Source organism: Akkermansiaceae bacterium (assembly GCA_024233115.1).
GTDB lineage: Bacteria > Verrucomicrobiota > Verrucomicrobiia > Verrucomicrobiales > Akkermansiaceae > Oceaniferula.
This window is the reverse complement of the sequence record JACKQB010000006.1, coordinates 332,937-347,972: the sequence shown is the minus strand read 5'-3', so window position 1 is coordinate 347,972 and position 15,036 is coordinate 332,937. Positions and strand designations below refer to the sequence as shown.

The window sequence follows — 15,036 nt, the reverse complement described above, 5'->3', positions numbered from 1 at the left end:
TGATTATTCACCAAGGAATTTCTGGAGCAGGGGGAGGACGAGGTTGGCTTTGCCTGACCAGCGTTTGAGGCGTTTGATACGCTCGTCATAGAATGCCTTCAATTCGGGATCATCAACCTGATCGAGCTCATTTTCCAACTGGTTGAGCTTTTCCTGTCCACTGGCAAGGTGGGGGCGGATCTCTTCACGGATAAAGCCGCCGACCAGCTTCTTCAACTCGACGTCGGCTTCAAAGTAAGTCTTGCGGTCGTCATTGTAGGCGACCTCACGCACCGCACCGAGGGTACGCAGCATTTTGAGGCCCTGACTGGTCGAGCCTTTACTGATGCCGAGCCGGGTGCACAGATCAAGCATGGTCAGCGGTTTGGGGGAGGCAAAAAGCACCCCGAATATCTCACCGACCGACTTGGGAAGCCCCAGCATGCGCACGCCGTCCTGGAAGAAGGAGATAATGCGGTCGTCGATCACCTCAACCCCGGTGGATCGCGTTTCCTGTGTGCTCATGGCGACAGGATAGGCGGGATGCCGACAGAGTTCAATTATTTTTGAACACAATTCCCGGAGCAGACACGGGAGGCTCAGCGGACGCGGTGTGTTTCCTGTTCGCGATCGGTGGCGGTGGCAGGTGAGAGGTCGGTAACCGCCGATGCTTGTTGGACAGTGGGCACGGGTTGGTTGTTCTCCGGCTGGGTGGTGTAGGAAGCCGTCAGCCAAACGGCGAGAAACGTGGAGCTCGAGATGATGAAGGTGCGGATCGATTTCATGCCGGGGAACTGGGGGTAGGTGAATATTCGAGGCTCATTACAAGGAGGACGCTTGTTGGTAAAGCCTTTTTTGTCTCATGGTTACGGAACGATAGACGTGCCGTCGCTGCCGATATTCACAAAAAAACACCGTCGGACCACGACTGCGGCTGTGTTTCATATCTGGACGGGTGGCTTTTTTCATGGTTGCGGGGAGGATGCGCGGGTGACATGGTTTCCTAAGAATAGTTACTACCATGATGCACAAAAGCCCCGTCCGTCTGTCCCGCCGTCCCGGCTTCACCCTGGTGGAGCTGCTGGTGGTCATAGCGATTGTCGCTGTTCTCGCCGCTCTCACGTTCACCGTGGTGACCAAGCTGGTGGCGAAGGCGCGTACCGCGTCCTCCGTGAACAACCTCAAGCAGATTCATATCGGGGCGGAGTCGTTTGCGATGGAGAACTTCGGCATTTTCCCATCCACCACCTGGGGGCATGCCAAGGGCGTGGACAAGGCCTACTGGTGGAACTACCTAGGTCCCTACATATACAACGATTACCAGGGCAAACTCGATGGTCTTGTCAGGGACAAGGCCGATCCAGCTGTCAGGGCGATCAGCGACTCGGCATTCAGGACGCCCAAGTGGGGTGAAATCAGCTACACGCCGTGGGACAACCTAACGGTGTCCCCGCACGCTCAGCTCCCCGGTATTTCGACGATAAAGACAAAGGACCTCGCCGGTCAGCCCTACATGTCCACCGCGCTCAATAACGGTTATCTGCGCGCGTGCGACGGCCGGGAGGCGTTTGAGGAAAACGTGCTGCCCACAGCACAGTGGCGGAACAACCAGATCATCGTCATTTACTGCAACGGCTCGGTGCAGGTGATCAAGAACCCCACCTATGAAAAGGTGGCGCCGGCGATGCCCGAATTGCAAAACTGACGTTTCCCCGGCATTCCGCTTCCAGGTGACGCCAGCGACGTTTCATATCTGGACGGGGGGCTTTTTTCTGTGTTGCGGGGAGGATGGCCTGGTGACATGGTTCCAAAAGAATCCATTCCATCATGATAAACAACTTTTCTGACCGTTCGTCCCGCCGCCCCGGCTTTACTCTGGTGGAGCTACTGGTGGTCATCGCGATCATTGCTGTTCTCGCGGCTCTTACATTTGGCGTGGTGACCAGGATGGGGACGAAAGCACGCACCACAGCCTCTGTGAACAACCTCAAGCAGATGCACATCGGTGCGGAGGCGTTCGCCATGGAGAACTTCGGCATTTTTCCCGCCACGACGTGGGGGAGCACTTGGAACAACACTGAGAAGGCCTATTGGTGGAATTATCTAGGTCCCTACATTTACAACGATTACAATGGCAAACTCGATGGCCTTGTCAGGGACAAGGCCGATCCTGCTGTCAGGTCAATCAGCGAGGCGGAGTTCAGAACCCCCTCTTGGAAGGAAATCAGCTACACGCCGTGGGACAACGGCACCATTCCGGCCGTGGCCCAGCTATCGGGCATATCGACGATAAAGACAAAGGACCTTGCCGGCCAGCCGTACATGACCACCGCGCTCAACGACAGCCACCTGCGCGCGTGTGACGGCAGGACGGCGTTTGAGGAAAACGTGCTACCCACAGCACAGTGGCGGGACAACCAGATCATCGTCATTTACTGCAACGGCTCGGTGCAGGTGATCAAGAACCCCACCTTCGAAAAGGTGGCACCGGCGATGCTCGAATTGGAAAACTAACATTTTCCCGCAATGCGCAATCCGGGTCGTGGCCGCCGTGGTGCGTTTCATTTCTCCCTACACCCGACAGCGGGTGCCCGATTTTTCACAACATGATAACACCATCCACCCATTCACCCCGTGTCACGATGCGTCACCTTGTGCGCACGCTGGCGGCTCCGGCGCTCGCCGTCCTGGTTGCCGCTCCAGCGGGCGCTGACACACCTGCCGCCGACGCGGAGAACTCCCCCCAGCGGGCATGGCCGCAGGCCGCGTGGCTCAAGGACAGCGTGGTCTCGGTGAAACACGACCCGGTGCCGCCGGCCAGTCAGATTTTCGGCAGTGACCCCATGCGCATGATCAAGGGCTGGCTCGATCCCCATCCCAGCCAACAGGGGCGGTTCGGAAGGAACTACAACACCTCCGCGGCCTTCCTCGGCGAGTTGGGCAGACCGGCGATGACGTTTAGTAATTCGATTATGTTAGAGTCTGACTGGGTGGTGAAAAAGACCCCCTTTTACTCCCAGGAAGACGGCAAGGGCGGCGCGCTGTGGGCTCAGATGTTGCCGGCGTTCCCGGCGCAGTCGAACCGCGGCAAAATACCATGTCCGTTTTGCCAAAAAACCTTTGCCGGACTGAACTATGGTCCCGGACGTGCGAAGAAACCACTGCAAGCGAAGTGCTGCGGCGCGGAGGTCTTCCTGAATGAGGCGGACATGCCCGCGGATTATCCGGCGAAACCGAACCTGGACGTGAAAACGCTGCTGCCGGACGGTCGCGAGCTGGTCTATCACTACTACGCGCCGGAAGGCGCGGAGGACGCCAGCGAATGGTTCCATCCAGGTCAGGAAATGGCGGCGGCCCAGGCGGAATTCCTGCAAAAAAATCTCGGTTTTCTGATTTATACTGCCGTCGGAAAGCAAGACCCGAAGGCGCGCGCGATGCTGGTCGAGCTGGTCAAGGCACTGCCCGCCCGCCTCGCCAATCAACCGTGGTGTGTCAACTTCCGCCACTACCAACCGGCCGAAAGCAGTGATTTTCCAACGTCCCTGGTACCCCCGCGCGGCACGCGCTGGAAGCCGGAGTCCGGCCCGCTGAGCAAGCAGGAGTCCGCCGCATTGCTGAAACATTTTAAGGACGGCGAACTGCTGTCGCTGGAGGAATCCAGCCTGTCGATCTGGAGGATGTTTCCCAACGAACGCGGTTTGATGGCGCTGCTCGCCGAAGCCTACGGCGCGGTCGCCGCCGACCTCGATGAAGCATCCCGGAAGCAGGTGGAGTCCGCGCTGCGTGACCTGTTCTGCTTCGTCCGCCACGCCGCCCAACGACGCGGAAATTTCCTCGGCTACACCCTGCCGGACAGCCTGTCCATCGCCATCGCCAGCCAGGACCAGGTGCTGTTTGAGAACTTGCAACACGTCTATTTCGACTATCTCACCAACCACTATTACGACGACGGGGCTTCGGTCGAGGGCTCGTCCCATTACGCCGGTATGCTCGACTGGATGTTGCTCGACGGCATGAAGGAACGCTTCGGCGACAAGGTGGTGGCGGAGTTCGCCGCGCAGCGCCCGCTGCTGCATGAAATCATCCGCCAAGGCAGCTACCCGATCCGCACCCTCTGGGGCATTGAAAACCAAAGCGGCGACGCCCACCTCGGGTTTTTCCGCTCGACGGTTTTCAAGCCGTACGAACAACCCGCCTACGGAAAACTGCCGGTCTCCCAGCTCCAGCCGTCGCGCGGTGTTGCCTGCCTGCGCTCCGGCAAACCGGGCGACCGCATGGAGTCGATCATGGATTTCCGCAGCTCCACCCTGCACACCCAGGGCAGCCGACTGAACCTCCAGTTGTTCTACGAGGGCGTCAGCCTGCTGCCCGAGCTCGGATACGCCGCGCGCGGCATGACGGCGGATTACAGCCAGCCCGGATTTCCCGAGACCCCGTTCAAGCTGAAACCGCAGCGACCCTGGTTCCAGGCGTCCCTTGAGGCCCACAACACCGCCACCATCAACGGCAATCAGGGCGATGACCCGAACACCCGCATGCACGCCTACTACGCCTCGGCGGAGGACCCCTCGCTGCGCCTGGTCCAGGTGGAGCTGCCAAAGGAGAATTTCGAAAAATTCGACGGCCAGATCAGTTGTCACGACCGCCAGCTGGTCTCGGTCGGCATGCCCGGCGGCCGTTCGGTGCTGATGAGTGTTTACCGCCTCGTGGGTGGCGATCGCCATGATGTCTACTGGCACGTCGCCGGCGAGCCTGGCACGTCCAGCCTGGGCAAGGCGAAACCCGAGCCGGAGCCCAACCTGCTGGAGTATTTCAACGCCCACGCCCAGCCGAAACCAGGTGCGGAAAGCGGTAAGATCGCCCGCAGAAACACCTTCAAGCTGATCGCCGAAATGAAAAATGAGGTCGATCCCAATGTCTATGGCCACGATTCCGAGCAGGTGACCCAAATCCGCTCCTGGCAGCCCAAACCACAACAAGCGTGGTCGATGCAATGGACGGTGGACCCGAAACGCTACATCTACGACCGCGAGCCTGAGCCCTTCCTGCGCGAGCCCATCGAGCTGCGCATGTGGGCCAAGACCAACGGCTCACCTGCCAACGAGAAAAACCTCGGCGCGCGCATCCCCTGGCCGGGTGTGGTGGTCGGTCCGGGCCCCTACACCAACAAACTGGTGTGTTACCAAGAGGCGCTCGACCACCTGACCCAGCACCGTCAGAAACAAGGCGACGGCACCCTCAGCAGCACCTTCATCAATATCCTCGAACCGTTTAAAAAAGCCCAGGGCGCCGTGCTCTCCAGCGTGGACTATGTGGCCGACGACAACCCGGCACTCACCGATCGCTCGGCGGTGATTCTCAAGGACGCCGCGAAGAATCCCGTTTACCTGATCACCAACCCTGGCGAGGACCGTTTTGAGAACAACAAGGCGGCGCTGCACATGCAGGGGCGTCTCGGCAAACTCTCTCCCGCGGAGATGGAGCTGACCCTCTATCAGGGCACGTCCTTTTCCGCCGCCGGATGGTCGCTGGAAATGGCACCGGAACCCGAGCTGACTCTGGTGGGGGTGCAGGGGGACATCACCGGCACACCGGGGCAAAGCGCCTTGATCGTCAAGAGCTCGGCACTGCTCGCCGCGCCGCGCACTTATGCCGGTGGCATCGTTTTTGTAGGCCACCAACAAAACCCCACCCACCAGTCGAACTACCAGATTGAAAAGGTGACCGCACTCGGCGACCACCACTACCGGATCGATCTCCAGGGCAACCCACCGTTCATCCTCGCCGCCCTGCGGGTCAACCGGCTGGAAAACCACCGCAAGTTTGTCCACTTCGATTCCTGCGAACGCTTCAAACCCACCGGCCAGGACGGCCTCGGCAGGTTGGTCTATTTCCCCAGGCAGGATTTCCGCACGGTGCAGACCGGTGCCAAGTCCGGCGGCTCCGCCGAGTGGGTCACCCACGGAATCTACCTGAAGGACAAGCTGCCCGAAACCGTGCAGCCGGGCGATCCCCTCATGCTCTATTCCATCCAGAAAAATGACGCGGTCCGGATGCCCGGGCATTTTTCATGCCGACGCGATAACAACCACCTGATCATCCATACCACCGCCCAGGCGGTGCTCACCATCCCGGCCCAACTGAACATCCGGGCGGTCGGCGGCATCGAGGTGACCGACGGCGGCGACCACACCGTGCTGAGCATCCCCGCCGGTCGTCACCAGCTCGAAATCACCCCGGCCACCGAACCACAACCGAAATAATCCGTGAAACACTCACTCATCACCACGCTGCTGGCCGCCGGCGTCTGCCTTGCCCAGGAACAGCCCCCGACCAAAGCACCCACGGTGCCGGACATCCTCAGCCACTACTACCAGAAACCTAAGCAGTCGCGCATCGTCGATTTTTCCCATGCCGGAAACCAGACAAAGCTGCCCGCGGATTTGAAAAAATTCCACGCCAAGGACTTCGGCGCGTTGCCCAACGACGACAAGGACGACAGCGAGGCGCTGCAAAAGGCATTCGATGCCATCGAGGCCAACCAGGGCGGTGAGCTGCTGTTCGAGAACGGCGAATACCTGGTCAGCCAAAGCCTGCTGGTCCAGACCGGAAACCTCCGCGTGCAGGGTGCCGGAGACACGGTGATCGTCTTAAACTCCTCCGCCGACATCGGTTACAGCACCCCCCTGTTCAGAATCGGCAAACTGAACGCCAACACCAAAACCATGCACACACTCACCACCGGCGTGCTGAGGCATGGCAGCAAAATCAAACCGACCTCACCCAAGGTGGAGTTCAAGGTCGGCGATATCCTCGATCTGTATGGCATCAACACCGGTGGCAAACTCAGTTACCTGCTCACCGAACCCACCCAGCAAGAGGACGTGGTCACCCGTGAGCACAGGTTGTTCAGCGCCTACACCCCCTATCGCCGCGCGGTCACCGTCACCGAGGTCTTTGGTCCGGGTATGGGTTTCCGCTTCTCCCCGGCGATGCCGATCCCCTGGGACGGCCCCACCTGGTTGTCGAACTTCCGTATGCGCACCGACATGCTGAAAGGAGTCCATTTCAACCGGCTGAAACTGCAATTCAAGGGGCGCAAACCCATCGCCTACGGCATCAGCGTTTACGATGCCGCCGATATTGTGTTAGAAAACTTGGTGGTGCACAATTTCTGTAACGCGATCTCGATGCGCGACGTCAAAAACGGCACCATCAACCAGATCGAAATCTCCGGCGACCAAGCACTCGAGGGCACCGTGCGCCTGAACCGCAGCTGGGACTGCCTGGTGCAGAACATCCACTACTCCGTGACCGCCAAGAAAGGCGTCGGGCTCATGGGCAGCGCCCACGGCAATGTCTTCCGCAAAATCACCTTCGACCAGGGCGGCAACATCCTGTTAGCCTCCGGCGACGGCTTTGCCATGAACAACCTCTTCGAGCAGATCGACGGCGCCCGCATCACAGGCGACGGCGCCTGCTCCCCTCACAGCGGCAACTACAACATCTTCTGGAACATCAACTGCGGCAAATCGCTGAACCCCAGCCACCTGCTGTTCAGCGGCTACACCAATGACAGCTCCTTGCTCAAGGAGCGCGGAGGAAAAATCGATAGCAACGCCCACAAAGGCATCCCCGGCAGCATCGTCGTCGGCGTGCGCTGCGAGGACGGCCTGCTACACGTCGGCGGCAGCACCAAGGACGTAGTCAACGACTGGATCTACACCGAGAAACTCAACCAGGGCGACATCACCCCCGCCTCCCTCTACCTCGACCAGTGCGCCAAAAAGGCGAAATGACCCGCTTGCAGCAACGCGGCGATCAAGCTGGAGGGCATCGAGTGATGGAAGCATATGACCACTGCTTACGCAGAGCCCAAAGAATTTACAAAACCGGCTTGTCCTTCGATCTGGGGCGTCTTCGAGCAGAAAAAATCTCTGCCCTTCTTTCCAAAGGAATCCCCTCGTAAACGGTCGCAACCAGATCTTTGACCTTTCGAGCTGTCTTTGATTTTTCATTCCATGAAAAGACGAGCGTTCTACCCAGCTTACGAGTCACCAGAACACGAACACGCTCCAGCTTGTCAAGTTGTCGCTGTACCGACTCCAAGGATAATTCCAAGTCTGAGGCAATGCCTCTTCCATAGCCCTCGCCATAATGATACAAATACATAAGGACCCCCTCAGCCGAGCGGCTTCCAAAGAGATCTTGTAACACAGTCTTCATTTAAATGATGACTTGTATATACAGTCATATGAATGCTTTATCAAGTCTTAACTGAGCGCCCGATCATGAAACCCCCACCATGGAAAAGCTGCACCGAGGAAGAGCTCTGGAAATACGTCGCCTTTCACCTGGAGAAAAACGGCATCGAATCCGTTCTTGTCGGTGGAGCTGGAAATCACGCGATTACTTTGATCAAGCTGTCCTCGTATGCCTTCGGCAATCTAAAAAAATCGATTGGAAGTCGATTAAACAGTGGTGCCAAAATGAAGCGCATCCCGAAGTCTTCGAGGAGATGAAGAAAGCGGTTGGATAAAATGCAAGGGGGCTCTTCCTCGCTGGCCGCCGCAGAGCTTAAGTGTTGTCGCCTGACATTTACCAAAGGTTGGCTCCCTTTGGGTGGCTCCGTCTTTAGTCGCGCGGCACGGTGCTGTCGATGAACTTGAAGAGCATCTCGCCGATGGCGGTGAGGCCGGTCTGGTTCTGGTGCACGGTGTCGCGGTAGTAGGCTTGTTTCTGGTCGGGGGTGAGGGCGAGGTAGGCGGTGAAGGTGTCGCACAGAGCGACCTCTTTTTCCTTGGCCACGGTATTGAAGGCACCGACGATTTTTTCGACCTCGCCGGTGGTGGTGCCGCCCTTTTTATTCAAACGCGGCACTCCGTTGAGCAGCACGATGTCGGCTTTGCCACCGGTGGCGGCGCGCACGCGGTCGATCATGTGGCCGAGGTTTTTTGCGAACACAGCCTCATCGAAGCCGTGGGTCACCGCCTTGCAGTCGTTGGCTCCGTACATGATGCAGACCAGGTCCGGCTGCGGCATGGCACGCAGCGAACGCGGCAGGACAATCGAACCGGCGCGCACGGAGTGCCCGGCGACGCCGGTGTTCGCCACCGGGCAGGCAGGCAGCCTGCGTTTTTTCTGGAGAAATTGGGCGAAGTGCCAGCCGTAGGAACGGTTTTTTCCAAAGTCGGTGATCGAGTCGCCCAGCAGGAGGATCTTGACCGGCTGCTTCTGTTGGATCAGGCCGGTGACGTGGTTGAGGCCTTTGGAGTAGGAGGCTGCCGTTTGTTGGGGCAGCGAGCTGACCGCGCGGATGTTGCGTATCGAAAACCCGAAGTTCGGTGTGTAGAAATTGTGGAAGCAGTTGCCGCGACCGAACCCGACCCACTTGACCTCCTCCGGGGTGATGGCGAAATCCTTCATGGAGAGTCGCGCCTGTTTGTCCCAAGGCAGCGAGTTGTTGACGAAATCCGACCAGGGCACGGTCATGCTGCGCCACTCGGTGGAGTCGAGCGGGAACGTCACCTCGTAGCCGAGAAACAGGTTGTCGTCCCTGCCCACCATCACACTGGCAAAATAGGGGCTGCCGTTGCCTTTGTATTCGAACGAAATCCCGGCGCTTCCCTCCGGTGGTGCGGTGACGGGCAAGCGGGTGAACGCCTTCAGCCAGGTGGTCGATTTTTTACTTATTTTTGTAACAGGTTCCGCGCTGATCTGAAGCACCTTGCCTTGCTGCGCATCGGTCACCTTGGAATGATAGGAGAGCAGTTTCTCCGCGCCGTTGAGATCGGCCGCTTCATGCCATTGGACAAGCGGGTCCGGAGTGGCGGCTCCTGAATGCAGGGTTCCTAACAAAAGGGAAAAACAAGGGAGTAACAGAGTGGAGTTCGATTTGATCATGATGTGAATGTTAGGGGTCTCGAGGGTGCCGCAGTTGATTACGCCGGAGCAAGCGGCACCTTTCGTTCTTTTAGGGCCATACGGGCTTAGGGGTGCGTTTTTTGCCGCATTTGTTTTTGACAGGGTTTGTCTTTATAATTGTAATGGAGTCCCCCGTGGGGCATCCCAAGGATGCAACTTGAGATTCCCCTCCAACGATTTAACCGACGTTCATTATACCTCCATGAAGACAATTTCCAACAGCAAAACCAAACTCGCCCTTGTCCTGATGACCTCCCTGCTCACCACCGGGTTACATGCGGCCGTGACCTTGACGGCCTCCATGCCCGGGGGCGTGGGCTGGAACAATTCGGGATATTGGAGTGATGGACTGGCACCTCACTCGGGGGGAGACTATCTGGTGTCATCGAATTATTCACTGCGCACGCCGACGGGTAGCCCAGGCGACACATTCGGCGGGGATTCCCTGACATTTAGTACTGGCTCGCTGGGTATTGTTGCAGGGGATGGCACAACAACCACCATCAACAACCTGAGTTTCACTGGCAATGCCAGCGTCGGTCTGTCTTCAGGCGGGAGCAAATCCCTGGCCGGAACCATGGACATCGCCGACGGGGTGCAGGTGAATTTTTTCAACGGCAACTCAGACACCCGCGTCCTGACCCTGACCACTCTGCTGAGCGGTGCAGGTACGATCAGGGTGGGTGTGGGTTCAACCGATGCGGTGGGGTCCACTGTGAATATCGTTAACGCTGCCAATACCTGGGCCGGCAACATCCTGATGGCCCAGGGGACCTTGAACATCGCCAACAATTTATACGCGGCCGACTATGTCTTCACGGGGGACGACGGGATCTTTCATCTCAATGCTGGAAAAACGTATACCTTTGGAGAAGGCAGCACCTTGAACGGCACCTCGCTCGCGATCGGCACCTACACCGCGACGGAACTCAACGACCTTGCCCTCGGGGGAACGGAATTCACTGGAACGGGAACATTTGCCGTCGTGCCGGAGCCTTCGTCGGCCGTGTTGCTCTGCGGAGGTATCATCACCCTGGCTCTGAGCCGCCGCCGCTTGTAGGTTTTTCCTGTCAATAGACTGTAAGTGCAAACTCTGGTCGCGTGCACTTTTAAGCAACGCTTTTTCTGCGGCGAGGCATCAACAAGGCCAAACCTCCGAGGCTCATCAGGACGGCACTGGAGGGCTCGGGGACGAGTTCATAGCCAGACTGTGTGAAAACCCTCATGGCAAGCAGATCACCGTTATTAGGAGCCACCGGATCCATGGTGAAGGCCAGGGAGGTGAAGGTTCCGGTCGAGCCATTGAGGTTGGTGCTGACGTTGTTATTGGAGGGCCCTGAGAGGGTCACGCTCCAGGTTCCGTCGCCGCCGTTGTAAACCGGGGTGGTGCCGTTGACAAAGTTCATACTGAGCGTATTGGTGGTGGCTGTGCCGCCGGATACGGTCATCGTTCCCTGGTAGTCGTCGGGCTGGTCCAGATCGACAAAGGGAAGGATGGCTCCGAGTTGGTTGAAGTCAATCGCGTGATCGAAGGTCAGTGTCCACGAATAGCCGTCGTATGCTTCCGAGTCTCCCCACTCGGTTCCGCCTGGGTGGGTGTCTGACGCGGTGTAGACCCATAACCAGGTTTCATTCGTGGCGATATGGCGGTAGCTGCCACTGGCGTTGGCGCCTGCATCGTAGCTCGCAAACGTCGCGGCGTGGGCACCAAGCGGCAAGCTGAGTGCCAGCGCGGTGAGGATCGTTTTAGGGTTTTTCATCATATGTGTATTAGGGTTTGGTTTTTGTTAGGGTTTAAGCCGGCTGACATCGCCCGGCTCGGGGGAAGGCTCCAGAAAAGCGTGGCTTAACCACGTGATGCCAGGTTCCGGAGGTTGAGAGGTTTTGGTGCAATAGTAGGATGATGCGAAGTTGGTTTATTCAGCGAACAGGCCGAGCACCTCGCGGCCTGCCAGCAGGTAGGCGCCGACGGCATACACTTCGCTGTCGTCAAACGAGCAGTGCTTGGGGTCCTGGCCGATCGGTTGGGCGTAGCCGAGCTGGCCGTCCGGGTGCAGCGCGGCGTTGAGCGCGAACCAGGCTTTTTTCACCTTGGGCAGGTAAGTCGCTTTGTCGAGCTGGCCGTGGTTGATGCCCCAGGCCAGGGCGTAGCAGTAGAACCCGGAGGCGCTGGTCTCGCCGGAAGGGTAGGAGTCCGGATCGAGCAGGCTGGCGCGCCACAAGCCGTCGGGCTGCTGCAAGCCGGCGATGCGTTCCGCCATTTCTTTGTAAAGCGTGATGTAGCGCGGGTAGTCCGGGTAGTCCTTGGGCAGGCAGTCGATGACGCGCACCAGGCCGCCCATCGTCCAGCCGTTGCCCCGACCCCAGAAGACCTTTTTGCCGTTGGCTTCTTTTTGGTCGAAATACGAGGAGTCGCGGAAGAACAGCTTTTCCTCCTTGTCGTAGAGGTAGTCGTAGGTTTTCCACCACTTTTTATTCATGAAATCGAGATACTTGCGCTCGCCGGTCGCCTGGTAGAGTTTGGCGAATGCGGGCGGCGCCATGAACAGCGAGTCGCACCAGGACCACTCACCGATGAGCTTGACCCGGTGGTGGTTTTCCAACGACAGGTCGCCGGGCAGGCGCATCATGTAGTCGGCGATGTAGCGCATGTGATCAATGAGCACGGGGTCCTTTTTGACGTTCATGTAGAGGTCGGCGTAGGTCTGGGCGATACATTGGTCGTCGGCAAAAAGCACCCGCAGGCCGAGCTCCCACTCGGTGGTCTCCGCCATCGCCATCAGCGGCTTGAGGTGTTCGGGGGATTTGGTGACATCGTAGAGCGCGTATTCGCCGGCATACCAGGTGGCGACGGTCCAGTGGGTGTCGCCGAACTGTCCGCCTTTGACCTGCTGGCGGTTTTTGTGCATCCAGGCGCTGACGGCGCTCATGTTGCGGATGATGTCGGCGCGTTTGACCGGCTTGGCGACGATGCCGGCATCGACCACCGCCGGTTTTTCCGCCGCCGGAGCTTCCTTAGTGGGGGTGGTGGTTTCCTCGGCCTGGCCGGAGGCGGTCATCAGGGCAATCGCCAGGGCGGCGGATTTCCAAGTCGGGAGGGGCATGGGTCGGGTCGGTTTCATGGTGCTTATCACAGGTGGGTTGGTTCGTGGTGATTGTTTCGGAGTCATTGGGGTGTTCAGGGCGGTTAGGTCCGGGAAATAGGTGGGGTTGAGTCCTTTATTTGACCACTGATTACACTGATTTTAGACTGATCATTGGAGGGCATGCCCTCTGAAGAGGAATTCGAGTCATGAAGGCATTGGAGATTCACATTTTGAATGCGGAGGATATGAAATCAGTTTAAAATCAGCGTAATCAGTGGTTAGACAGCTTGGCCTCCCCATATTTGGCCATCCAGCCCGGGTGGCTCATGTGGAAAACTAGCTGTTTGTCCGGGGAGAGGCAATTTCCTTTGTGGCAATCCGTTCGTATATGGAACAAGGCGGGAAATCCATCGTCAGATGGCTTGCGTCGGCAGCTCAAGTTGGCCATGCTATTGCTTGTGAAAACCACCACTCGAATGATCCGATCCCTCATCGCTGTTAGCTCCGTTTTTCTCGTGATTGCCCCGGCCCAGGCGCAGGAAAACCGCAAACCTAACGTCATCTTCATCCTCGCCGACGACCTCGGCTACGGCGAGCTGGGCTGTTACGGGCAGAAAAAAATCAAGACCCCGCACATCGACGCACTGGCGACGCAGGGCATGAAGTTCACCCAGTTTTACTCCGGCCAGACGGTCTGCGCGCCGGCGCGTTGCAGCCTGCTGACCGGACTGCACCAAGGGCACGCCCAGATCCGTCACAACTCGCCGCATTTGCAGGGACGCATCCAGGAGGAAGTGGACGATGGCTTTGTCGGCCAGTGGCCGCTCAAGGAAGGTACCTTCACCATCGGCCATCTGTTCCAGCGGCAAGGATACAAAACCGCCTGTGTCGGCAAGTGGGGACTCGGCCACCCGCAGAACTCCGGCAACCCGAACAAGCAGGGGTTCGATCTCTATTACGGCTACGCCTGCCAGGTCCAGGCGCACAACTACTACCCCACCTACCTCTACCGCAACGACCGCAAGGAGTATCTGGACGGCAACAAACACGGCTTCACCGGCAAGGTCTATGCCGCCGACGCGATGGAAAAAGTCTGCCTCGATTTCATCCGCGAGAACAAGGACCAGCCGTTTTTCCTCTACTTCGCCAACCCCATCCCGCACGTGTCACTGCAAGTGCCGGACGAGGACCTCGCGGCCTACACCAAGGTCTTTGGGGACGAAAAACCGTTCACCGGTGAGGGCGAGGAATACGCCTACATGCCGCACACCCACCCCCGCGCCGCCTACGCCGCGATGGTTTCCCACCTCGACCGCTCGGTCGGCCGCATCAACGCCCTGCTCAAGGAGCTCGGGCTGGAGGACGACACCATCGTCATCTTCACCTCGGACAACGGCGCCACCTTTGTCGGCGGCTACGACCGCGAGTTTTTCGACGGCTGCGGCGGCCTGCGCGGTCGCAAGGGGTTTCTCTACGAAGGCGGCATCCGCGTGCCGTTGATCGTGCGCTGGCCGGGCAAGGTCAAGGCCGGCAGCAACAGCGAACACATCGGCGCCTTCTGGGACTTCATGCCGACCTTTGCCGGGCTGACCGGCGCCAAGTGCCCGCAAACCGACGGCATCAGCATCCTGCCCGAGCTGCTGGGGGAAAAACAAGCGGCGCACGATTTCCTCTACTGGGAGTTCTGGGGTTACGGCGGCTGGCAGGTGATGCGCCAGGGCGATTGGAAAGCGGTGCAAAAAGACCTCCACGCCGGCAACACCCACATCGAACTCTACAACCTCGCCACCGATCCCGCCGAGCAGCACGATGTCTCGGCACAACACCCGCAGCGGGTGAAAGAGATGAAGCAGAAAATGATGCAGCAGCACCAGGAGAACCCGAACTTCCCGATCACCATCCTCGGCGACGCCAGGAACAGCTACACCCCGGAGAAATAGCCCGAAGGGGGCGGATTGTCCATATGTGAAACAGCCGCCCGTTTTGCCGGTTTTTCCACTTGTCGCGCCCCCTTCGATGCCTTAATTCAGGCGTAAGTTACGGATCG

At 58.7% G+C, this 15,036-nt stretch carries 12 protein-coding genes and 1 pseudogene; 7 read left to right on the top strand and 6 right to left on the bottom strand.

Annotated features, from left to right (window positions below):
• Window positions 1-3 precede the first annotated feature (3 nt).
• Both H7A51_17530 and H7A51_17525 read right to left on the bottom strand, forming a co-directional pair.
• Window positions 4-504 carry a hypothetical protein gene (locus H7A51_17530; GenBank protein MCP5538020.1) on the bottom strand — a complete coding sequence of 167 codons (501 nt, stop codon included), beginning with the start codon at window positions 502-504 and terminating at the stop codon, window positions 4-6.
• 74 nt (window positions 505-578) lie between these two features.
• Window positions 579-764: a hypothetical protein gene (locus tag H7A51_17525; protein ID MCP5538019.1), complete on the bottom strand. Its 186-nt coding sequence runs from the start codon at window positions 762-764 to the stop codon at window positions 579-581.
• Window positions 765-1,003: 239 nt separating this feature from the next.
• Here H7A51_17525 and H7A51_17520 point away from each other — a divergent pair, with 239 nt between their 5' ends.
• From H7A51_17520 to H7A51_17505, 4 genes and pseudogenes are all read left to right on the top strand, one after another.
• Window positions 1,004-1,684, top strand: a complete 681-nt coding sequence (locus H7A51_17520; GenBank protein ID MCP5538018.1) for a type II secretion system protein — start codon at window positions 1,004-1,006, stop codon at window positions 1,682-1,684.
• Between the two features lie 122 nt (window positions 1,685-1,806).
• Window positions 1,807-1,905, top strand: a pseudogene (locus tag H7A51_17515) (prepilin-type N-terminal cleavage/methylation domain-containing protein).
• Between the two features lie 680 nt (window positions 1,906-2,585).
• On the top strand, window positions 2,586-6,242 hold the full coding sequence (locus H7A51_17510; GenBank protein ID MCP5538017.1) for a hypothetical protein: 3,657 nt from the start codon (window positions 2,586-2,588) through the stop codon (window positions 6,240-6,242).
• Between the two features lie 3 nt (window positions 6,243-6,245).
• Entirely contained in the window at window positions 6,246-7,778 is a 1,533-nt protein-coding gene (locus H7A51_17505; protein MCP5538016.1) for a hypothetical protein, read from the top strand.
• A gap of 85 nt (window positions 7,779-7,863) precedes the next feature.
• Here the strand turns inward: H7A51_17505 and H7A51_17500 are convergent, their stop codons facing one another.
• On the bottom strand, window positions 7,864-8,196 hold the full coding sequence (locus tag H7A51_17500) for a hypothetical protein (GenBank protein MCP5538015.1): 333 nt from the start codon (window positions 8,194-8,196) through the stop codon (window positions 7,864-7,866).
• A gap of 74 nt (window positions 8,197-8,270) precedes the next feature.
• Here H7A51_17500 and H7A51_17495 point away from each other — a divergent pair, with 74 nt between their 5' ends.
• Entirely contained in the window at window positions 8,271-8,501 is a 231-nt protein-coding gene (locus tag H7A51_17495) for a hypothetical protein (protein ID MCP5538014.1), read from the top strand.
• 112 nt (window positions 8,502-8,613) lie between these two features.
• On the opposite strand, the gene H7A51_17490 is transcribed toward H7A51_17495, so the two are convergent.
• Window positions 8,614-9,882 carry an SGNH/GDSL hydrolase family protein gene (locus H7A51_17490; protein MCP5538013.1) on the bottom strand — a complete coding sequence of 423 codons (1,269 nt, stop codon included), beginning with the start codon at window positions 9,880-9,882 and terminating at the stop codon, window positions 8,614-8,616.
• Window positions 9,883-10,105: 223 nt separating this feature from the next.
• Here H7A51_17490 and H7A51_17485 point away from each other — a divergent pair, with 223 nt between their 5' ends.
• The gene (locus H7A51_17485) at window positions 10,106-10,963 is read left to right on the top strand and encodes a PEP-CTERM sorting domain-containing protein (protein ID MCP5538012.1); all 858 of its coding nucleotides are present in this window, start codon (window positions 10,106-10,108) and stop codon (window positions 10,961-10,963) included.
• Between the two features lie 49 nt (window positions 10,964-11,012).
• On the opposite strand, the gene H7A51_17480 is transcribed toward H7A51_17485, so the two are convergent.
• On the bottom strand, window positions 11,013-11,666 hold the full coding sequence (locus tag H7A51_17480; GenBank protein ID MCP5538011.1) for a PEP-CTERM sorting domain-containing protein: 654 nt from the start codon (window positions 11,664-11,666) through the stop codon (window positions 11,013-11,015).
• A 153-nt stretch (window positions 11,667-11,819) separates the two neighbouring features.
• On the bottom strand, window positions 11,820-13,025 hold the full coding sequence (locus H7A51_17475) for a glycoside hydrolase family 88 protein (GenBank protein MCP5538010.1): 1,206 nt from the start codon (window positions 13,023-13,025) through the stop codon (window positions 11,820-11,822).
• Between the two features lie 440 nt (window positions 13,026-13,465).
• Between H7A51_17475 and H7A51_17470 the strand changes: the two genes are divergently transcribed.
• Complete coding sequence (locus tag H7A51_17470; protein MCP5538009.1) at window positions 13,466-14,929, top strand: arylsulfatase; 1,464 nt, start codon at window positions 13,466-13,468, stop codon at window positions 14,927-14,929.
• Window positions 14,930-15,036 lie beyond the last annotated feature (107 nt).

What these genes read in the sequence shown, in the direction of transcription:
- H7A51_17530 (MCP5538020.1), bottom strand. Translation starts at nt 504, where the DNA reads ATGAGCACACAGGAAACGCGATCCACCGGGGTTGAGGTGATCGACGAC.
- H7A51_17490 (MCP5538013.1), bottom strand. Translation starts at nt 9,882, where the DNA reads ATGATCAAATCGAACTCCACTCTGTTACTCCCTTGTTTTTCCCTTTTG.
- H7A51_17525 (MCP5538019.1), bottom strand. Translation starts at nt 764, where the DNA reads ATGAAATCGATCCGCACCTTCATCATCTCGAGCTCCACGTTTCTCGCC.
- H7A51_17510 (MCP5538017.1), top strand. Translation starts at nt 2,586, where the DNA reads ATGATAACACCATCCACCCATTCACCCCGTGTCACGATGCGTCACCTT.
- H7A51_17475 (MCP5538010.1), bottom strand. Translation starts at nt 13,025, where the DNA reads ATGAAACCGACCCGACCCATGCCCCTCCCGACTTGGAAATCCGCCGCC.
- H7A51_17480 (MCP5538011.1), bottom strand. Translation starts at nt 11,666, where the DNA reads ATGATGAAAAACCCTAAAACGATCCTCACCGCGCTGGCACTCAGCTTG.
- H7A51_17520 (MCP5538018.1), top strand. Translation starts at nt 1,004, where the DNA reads ATGCACAAAAGCCCCGTCCGTCTGTCCCGCCGTCCCGGCTTCACCCTG.
- H7A51_17485 (MCP5538012.1), top strand. Translation starts at nt 10,106, where the DNA reads ATGAAGACAATTTCCAACAGCAAAACCAAACTCGCCCTTGTCCTGATG.
- H7A51_17495 (MCP5538014.1), top strand. Translation starts at nt 8,271, where the DNA reads ATGAAACCCCCACCATGGAAAAGCTGCACCGAGGAAGAGCTCTGGAAA.
- H7A51_17470 (MCP5538009.1), top strand. Translation starts at nt 13,466, where the DNA reads ATGATCCGATCCCTCATCGCTGTTAGCTCCGTTTTTCTCGTGATTGCC.